Raw genomic sequence first — 7,326 nt, forward strand, 5'->3', positions numbered from 1 at the left:
TGCCTCCTTTGGGTGAGGCCCGGGAGCCGCGCAGCCAGGCCCGTGGGACTGCGCCGACTTCGCGGGACGAGCTCGAGCGGAAGGATGGCCCCGCCGCCCGCCCTTCCCCCTCCCGAGGAGCTCACATGTCCCCCACCCCGCCCACCGACCGCGTCGCACCGACCGGCACCCTCCGCGTCGTCATCAACCTCGGCAACCCGGTGCTCGCCCAGGGCACCCACGACGAGCCGAGGGGCGTCACCGTCGCCATCGCCCACGCCGTCGCGGACTGGCTGGGCGTCCCGCTCGAGCTGGTGTGCGTCGACGCGGCTCGTGAGGCGTACGCCGCCATCTGCGACGGTCGCGTCGACCTGTGCTTCCTGGCCAACGAGCCGGCGCGCGAGGAGGGTGTCGCCTTCACCGCCCCCTACGTGCTGATCGAGGGCGTCCACGTCACCGACGCCGACTCCCCGCTGCACTCCTCGGCGGAGGTGGACCGCGACGGGATCCGCGTCGGCGTGCGCGAGGGGTCGGCGTACGACCTCTTCCTCACCCGCTCGCTGGAGCACGCGGAGATCGTCCGCGCCGCCGAGGCGACCGATGTCTTCGAGGAGCAGGGCCTCGACGCCGCGGCGGGCGTGCGCCAGCCGATGGAGGACTACGTCGCTGCCACCGGCCGCCGCATCCTCGAGCCCGCCTTCATGGAGATCCGACAGTCGGTCGGCCTGCCCCGTGCGCTCGACAGCGACGCCGTCGCCGCCGTGGCGTCGTTCGTCGAGGAGCTCAAGGCCTCAGGCTTCGTGCGCGACGAGCTCGCGCGCAGCGGGGTCGAGGCAACGGTGGCGCCGCCGGCCTGAGCCGGGACCACACCGGCCACCGGGGGTGCTCCCCCGGCGGCCGGTGTGACTGTGGTGGTGGACCGCGGCGTCAGCGGCGGATGGTGAACCTCCACGTCTCGACCGTGCGGTTGCCGAGGGCGTCCTCGGCGACGAGGCGCACGGCGTAGCGGCCCGGCGCGAGGGCGCGCTTCGGCGTCCACGTCATCCGGTCCTTGCGGGCGTCGTAGCGCACGCCCCGGACCCGCTCGCCGCCGACGAAGAGCTTCAGGTCACCGGCACGGACCGACGAAAGGCGGTCGGTGACGATCGCGCCGACCTTGGGCGTGCGGTCGCGGGTGGTGCCCGTCGGCGTGACCTTCCGGACCCGAGGCCCGGTGCGGTCGACCGTCCAGCTGGCCGTCGCCGGTGTGGCGTCGGCGCCGCCGGAGCTGACCGCGCGGACCCGCACCTCGTGCTCGCCGTCCGCAAGGCCGCGGTAGGTCTGCGGCGAGCTGCACGTCTGCCACGCGGCCCCGTCGAGCGAGCACTGGAACGTCGCTCCTGCCGCACCCGGACCGGTGGCGGTGAACCTGATGGTCGCCGTCTTCGCCCGCGTGCCGTCACGCGGCGCACCGGTGATCGTGGTGTCCGGGACCGGGTCGTCCGCCTTCCTGGTGGTCGTGACGGTCACCGTCCCGGTGTCCGTGTCGGTCCCGTCGGTCACGACGTAGTCGAACGCGTCGGTCCCGCTGTGCCCGGCGTCCGGGGTGTAGGTCACCGTGCCGTTCGCGGCCACCACGGCCGTGCCGTGCGCCGGCCTGGTCACCGACTCCACCGACAGCTCGTCACCCTCGTCGGCGTCGGTGTCGTTGGCCAGCACGTCGATGCCGACCGCCGTGCCCTGCGTCGTGGTCGCCGTGTCGTCGACCGCCTTCGGGGCGACGTTGACCGGGTCGACCGGGTCCTCCCCGTCGACCAGGAAGGTGTCGAAGGAGACCTCGTCACCCTCCTGCAGCACGCCGGCGGCGAAGATGCCGAAGCGCGGCCCGGTCATCGCGTTGTCGACCGCTCGCGGCAGGTCCACCCAGGTGGCGCCTCCGTCGAACGACGCCTCGCCCTCGTAGCTCGTGCCCGTCTTCGTCAGGCGGAGCCTCATGTCGGTCAGGTCGGTCCCGGCCGGGATCGGGAGCTCCGGCTGCGGGTTGGCCCCGACGATCACGTTGTTCACCTCGGAGCGCAGCTCGACCCGGTTGGGGGCCGACCTGCCGTCGTCGGAGATCACCACGATCTTCACGTAGTTGGCGTCGTCGCCGTAGGCCATCAGGCCGGCCTGGCTGTAGCCGCCGTCGAGCTTCGTCACGTCGGCGTGGGTCTCGATCACCCAGTCCTCGCCGGCGTGGTCCGCCGACTGCATGACGAGGTTCGACTTGCCGGTGCCGCCCTGGTAGATCTCACCCGGTGTCGTGGTGAGGACCAGACGCCCGTCTGCGACCCGACGCTTGGTGGCGTCATCGGCCACGATCGCGTTCCACCGGCAGGTGTCGAGGCTGCTGCCCTCGAACGTGTCGTCCGGCGTGTCGAGCTCGCAGGCCTCGGTGACGGTCACCGTCACGGTGCCGGTGTCACTGCCGCCGTTGCCGTCGGCCACCGTGTAGTCGAAGGTGTCGGTGCCGACGAACCCGGCGTCGGGCGTGTAGCGCACCGTGCCGTTGGCGTTGATCGTCGCCGTGCCGTCGCCTGGCGTGGTCACCGACTCGACGGTGAGGGTGTCACCGTCGGGGTCGGTGTCGCCGGCCAGGACGTTGATGTCGACCGCGCGGCCCGCCGAGGTGGTGGCGGTGTCGTCGTCGGCGACGGGGGGACGGTTCTCGGCTGCTGCCGGGGTGAGCGTGAAGTAGTCGAAGGACGCGGTCCGGCCCGGCTGCTGCACGCCGAGGGCGTAGAGGCCGAGGTCCAGGTCGGCCGTCGGGTGCGCGACCGTGCCAACCGGCTGCCACTCACCGCCGTCGACCGCGACCTCACCGACGTAGCTCGTCCCCTGCTTGGTCAGCCGCAGGCGGTACGACGTCACGTTGGCAGGCAGGTCGAGCTGGGGCTGCGGGTTCTGGATGGCCCCTCCCAGCTCGGAACGCAGCTCGACCCGGTTGATGCGGCCCTGCCCGGTGTCGGAGATGACGTCGAGCTTGACGTAGTTGTCGTCGTCGCCGTAGGCGAGCAGGCCGGCCTGGGCATACCCATCGGTGAACGTCGTCGACAGCTTCGTCTCCGCGGCGTAGTCCGCCGGCAGGTCGGCGCCCGACTGCAGCACGAAGTTGGTGGCTCCCGCCGCGTTGGGCGTCTGGTAGATGTCGCCCTCCGTGGTGGTGATGGTCAGCTGGCCGTCGGCCACCTGGTACTTGGTGGGGTCCTCCCGGACGATGGCGTTCCACCGGCACTCGTCGAGGCCGGGCCCGGTGAACTCGTCGCTGGGGTCGGTGGCGCCGCTCGTGCCGTCGGGCTCGAACCGGATCCAGTCGAAGGTCGCCGTCGGGCTGGTCGTCGCTCCGCCCGACACCGCGGCCGGGCCGATCTTCGGCGCGGTGAAGGTGCTCATCGGAGCGGGCCGGCCGACCGGGGAGAACGTCTCGCCGTCGGCGGAGTACGACGCCCGCAGGTCGGTGCCGTCGGAGGTCAGCCGCACGTAGTAGGTCGTCGGGAAGCCGGCGGGRACCCCGCCGAGCTTGTCCGCGCCCTCGTTGCGCGGGTTGCCCTGGGCCTCGTAGATGAACTCGACGTCGCGGTTGCCACCGGCCGAGATGAGGTGGACCGAGGCCCAGTTCTCGTCGTCGGAGTAGAGACGCAGGCCCGCCTGGTGGTAGTTCTCGGCCACCTCGGCGGTGATCTTGGCGGTCACCTCGAACGCACCGTCGGGCGCCTCCTGGACAATGATGTCCTCGGCGTTGCCACCGATGCCGTAGAGGCTGCCGCTGTTGATGGGCAGCTGCAGGCCACCGTTCTCAACGCGCCAGTCACCGCTGTCACGGATGACGTCCCACTTGCCGTCGAGCGACGTGCCGTCGAACTCGTCGGACTGCTGCACGCCGCAGGCGTTGAGCACCCGGATCGGCACCGTCGAGTAGCCGGTGGCACCCGACGGATCGGTCGCGCTCAGCCGGGCCGTGTAGCTGCCCGGCTCGGTGTAGGTGTACTCCGCGTCGAGGGTGGTGGCGGTGTCGCCGTCACCCGGCACCCCGAAGTCCCACTGGTAGGTCAGCTCGTCGCCGTCGTAGTCCGACGCCGAGCCGGTGAAGTCGACGGTCAGCGGAGCCGTGCCCTGCGTGGGCGTGCCCTGCGCCCCGACCTGCGGTCGGGAGTTGACCGAGACGCCCTTGCCCGCGGCGTCGAAGAAGTTGACGTTGAACAGGCCGGTGGCCGAGGGGTTGGCGTTCGTGAACACCAGGAAGAGCTCGTGCGACCCCTCCTGCGCCGACTCGGCGATGTCCATGTCGACGAACTGCCACTGCTGCCAACCGCCCGTGACCGGCACGGCGACCGAGCCGGCGAGCGGGCCGGTCGGGCTGTCGAGGCGAGCCTCGATGGTGCCGCCCGCGCCGCCCGAGGCCACGCGGAAGCGCAGCTTCGGCACGCCGGACAGGCTGATCGGCGCGTAGGACACGTGGTCGCCGGCGTCGATGTTGGACAGGTTGCGGGCACCGCCGAGCGGGTCCGTCGTCGCCTCGGTCTGGACGCCCTGCTGGGTGGTGAAGTGCTCGGCCTGCTTGCGCTTGGGCTGCAGGACGACCTCGTCCTCACCGGTCAGCACTCGCACTCCTCCCCCGCCGCCGTCGGTGTAGCTGGCGTTGATGACCCCGAAGATGTTCGCGGAGGCGTCGTGGCCCTCGTCCTGCACGGTCGGCAGGACGACGTCGCAGCCGGTGCGGGAGCTGAGCGGGTGGCCGTGCGAGTCGTGGCCGAGGACGTAGTCGATCTTCACCTTCGAGCAGTCGATCGCCCCGTCCTCGGGGTCGGTCACGTTGACCTTGACCCGGACGGAGTCCCCGAACTCGAAGAACGCGCCGTTGGGCGGCAGCTCGATCTCGACGACCGGCCGGGTGTTGCCGACCGTGACGACCGCGGTGGCCACACCGGTGCGGCCGGTGGAGTCGGTGACGGTCAGCCGGGCGTCGTACACGCCGTTGGCCGTGTAGACGAACGTCGGGTCGGGCTCGGTCGAGTCGACGGTGCCGTCGTTCTGGAAGTCCCAGGCGTAGCTGACGATCGAGTCACCCGCGTCGGGGTCCCTCGAGCCCTGGCTGGAGAACTTCACCGACAGCGGTGCGACACCCGTGTCGGGCGTCGCGGTGGCCGACGCCGACGGCGAGCGGGCTCCTTCGTTGATCGCGTTGATCTTGTAGACGGCGGAGTTCTCGTTGCCGGTGAAGTAACCGCCGTTGCCGTAGTCGAGGACGTAGAGGGAGCCGTCGGGACCGAACTCCATGTCCATCGCGGCGTAGAGCGTCATGGAGTCGAAGAACGGGTCGATGCCGGACACGTCGCCCTCGGCGTCCATGGCGATGTCGCGGATCCAGCCGCGCGTCCACTCACCGGCGAAGAAGTGGTTGTCGAAGTACTCGGGGAACTTCACGTCCGACTCGAGGTCGGGGTCGAAGTTGTAGACCGGTCCGGCCATCGGGCCCTCGCCGCCGCCGCCGAACTCGTTGGTGGTGACGCCGTTGTAGGTGACGTTGCCGCCGTCGTACTTGATCCAGGCCGACTGGGCCCGCGGCAGGTTGGTGAGGCCCGTGTTGTGCGGGCTGTTGTTGACGGGCGCGGTGCAGTCGAACTTCGGTCCGGACGTGTTGGTGGCGAAGTCCCAGTCGTTGTAGGTCTCGGCCGGGGTGTTGGAGCCGGTGCAGTAGGGCCAGCCGAAGTTGCCGGCCTCGCGGATCTGGTTGAACTCCACGATGCCGCCGGGGCCGCGGTTGGGGTTCGCCCCGCCGGCGTCCGGGCCGTACTCACCGAGGTAGACGTAGCCGGTGCGCTTGTCGACGGTCATCCGGAACGGGTTGCGGAATCCCATCGCGTAGATCTCGGGGCGGGTCTTCCCCTGGGTGTCGGACGCCTCGGGGAAGAGGTTGCCGTCCGGGACCGTGTACGACGCCGCGGTGGGGTCGGGCGTGATCCGCAGGACCTTGCCGCGCAGGTCGTTGCTGTTGGCCGAGCTGCGCTGGGCGTCGTAGGCCGGGTTGCGCGTGGTGCGCTCGTCGAGGGGCGCGTAGCCGTCGGAGGCGAACGGGTTCGAGTCATCACCCGTCGACAGGTAGAGGTTGCCGTCGGCGTCGAAGTCGATGGCGCCACCGGCGTGGCAGCAGATGCCGCGGTTGGCCTCGACGCGCAGGAGCTCCTGCTCGGTCGTCGGGTCGAGGTCATCGTCGACCATCTTCATCCGGGTCAGGACGTTGTAGCCCTGCCACGCGGCGAACTGCGCCGCGGTGCCGTCGTTGGGCGCGTCACCGGCCGGGGTGTCGAGCGGTGGGGCGTAGTAGAGGTAGACCCACCCGTCCTCCTCGAAGGTCGGGCTGACCGTCAGGCTCTGCAGGCCGTCCTCGTCGTGGGAGTAGATCGGGACGTCGTAGAGCAGCGTCGTGTTGCCCTCGAGGTCGGTGAGGAAGATGCGCCCGTCGCGGGCGTTGTGGAGCACGCGCCCGTCGGGCAGGACCGAGATGCTCATCGGCTCGCCGACCTTGTCGACGCCCTTGGCGAGCGTGACCTGCTCGAAGGAGGCGTCGGTGGGCGCCGGCGGGGTGCACGCGTCGGGGGCCTCGCCGGCGGCGTACTGGATGCCGCCGAGCAGGTGGAGGCGGAAGAGCGGCTCGGAGAACGACGCCTGGGTGTGGCCGCCGCCGGTGTAGAAGCTGCGGCCGCCGTCGAACTCCTGGTACCAGGCGATCGGGTGGTCGTCGTCGCCCGGGGCGCCGTCCTGCTCGTCGTAGGTCGACTCGTCGAGCGAAGCGATGACGTTGATGTTGCTGTTGGCGCGCGGGCTGTAGTCGGGCCCGCCGCCGTTGACGACGGGGTTGGCCGGGCTCTGGAAGTTGTACCACTCGTCGGTGCGCTCCCACCGGTCCGGCAGCGCGCACGAGGACGGCGTGGTCTTGTCCTCGACCTCGATGGTCGCGGTGGGGGTGCCGGCGGGGTGGCTCTGGAAGTAGGCGCCCACGAGCTGGCCGTACCACGGCCACGTGTACTCGGTGTCGGAGGCGGCGTGGACGCCGACGTAGCCGCCACCGCCCTTGATGTAGGTCTCGAAGGCAGTCTGCTGCGCGGCGTTGAGCACGTCGCTGGTCGTGGACATCCACACGACGGCCTCGTACTGGGCCAGGTTGTCGGCGGTGAACGCCGTCGCGTCCTCGGTGGCCGTGACGGAGAAGCCGTACTGCGCTCCGAGACGCTCGACCGCCCGGATGCCCGCGCCGATGGAGTCGTGCCGGAAGCCGGCCGTCTTGCTGAAGACCAGCACGTCGTACGTCGGCGGCGCGAGGGCCGCGGC

At 70.8% G+C, this 7,326-nt stretch carries 2 protein-coding genes; one reads left to right on the plus strand and one right to left on the minus strand.

Annotated elements, in window-relative coordinates; genetic code table 11:
* Positions 1-125: 125 nt before the first annotated feature.
* Positions 126-836 (plus strand): transporter substrate-binding domain-containing protein, encoded by a 711-nt coding sequence (locus tag AC1DP1_RS22590; protein WP_477508747.1) that lies wholly within the window; start codon positions 126-128, stop codon positions 834-836.
* 70 nt (positions 837-906) lie between these two features.
* Here AC1DP1_RS22590 and AC1DP1_RS22595 read toward each other — a convergent pair whose 3' ends face one another.
* Positions 907-7,296: a ThuA domain-containing protein gene (locus AC1DP1_RS22595; protein WP_477508748.1), complete on the minus strand. Its 6,390-nt coding sequence runs from the start codon at positions 7,294-7,296 to the stop codon at positions 907-909.
* Positions 7,297-7,326 lie beyond the last annotated feature (30 nt).

Source organism: Nocardioides sp. P4_G10 (genome assembly GCF_056401175.1).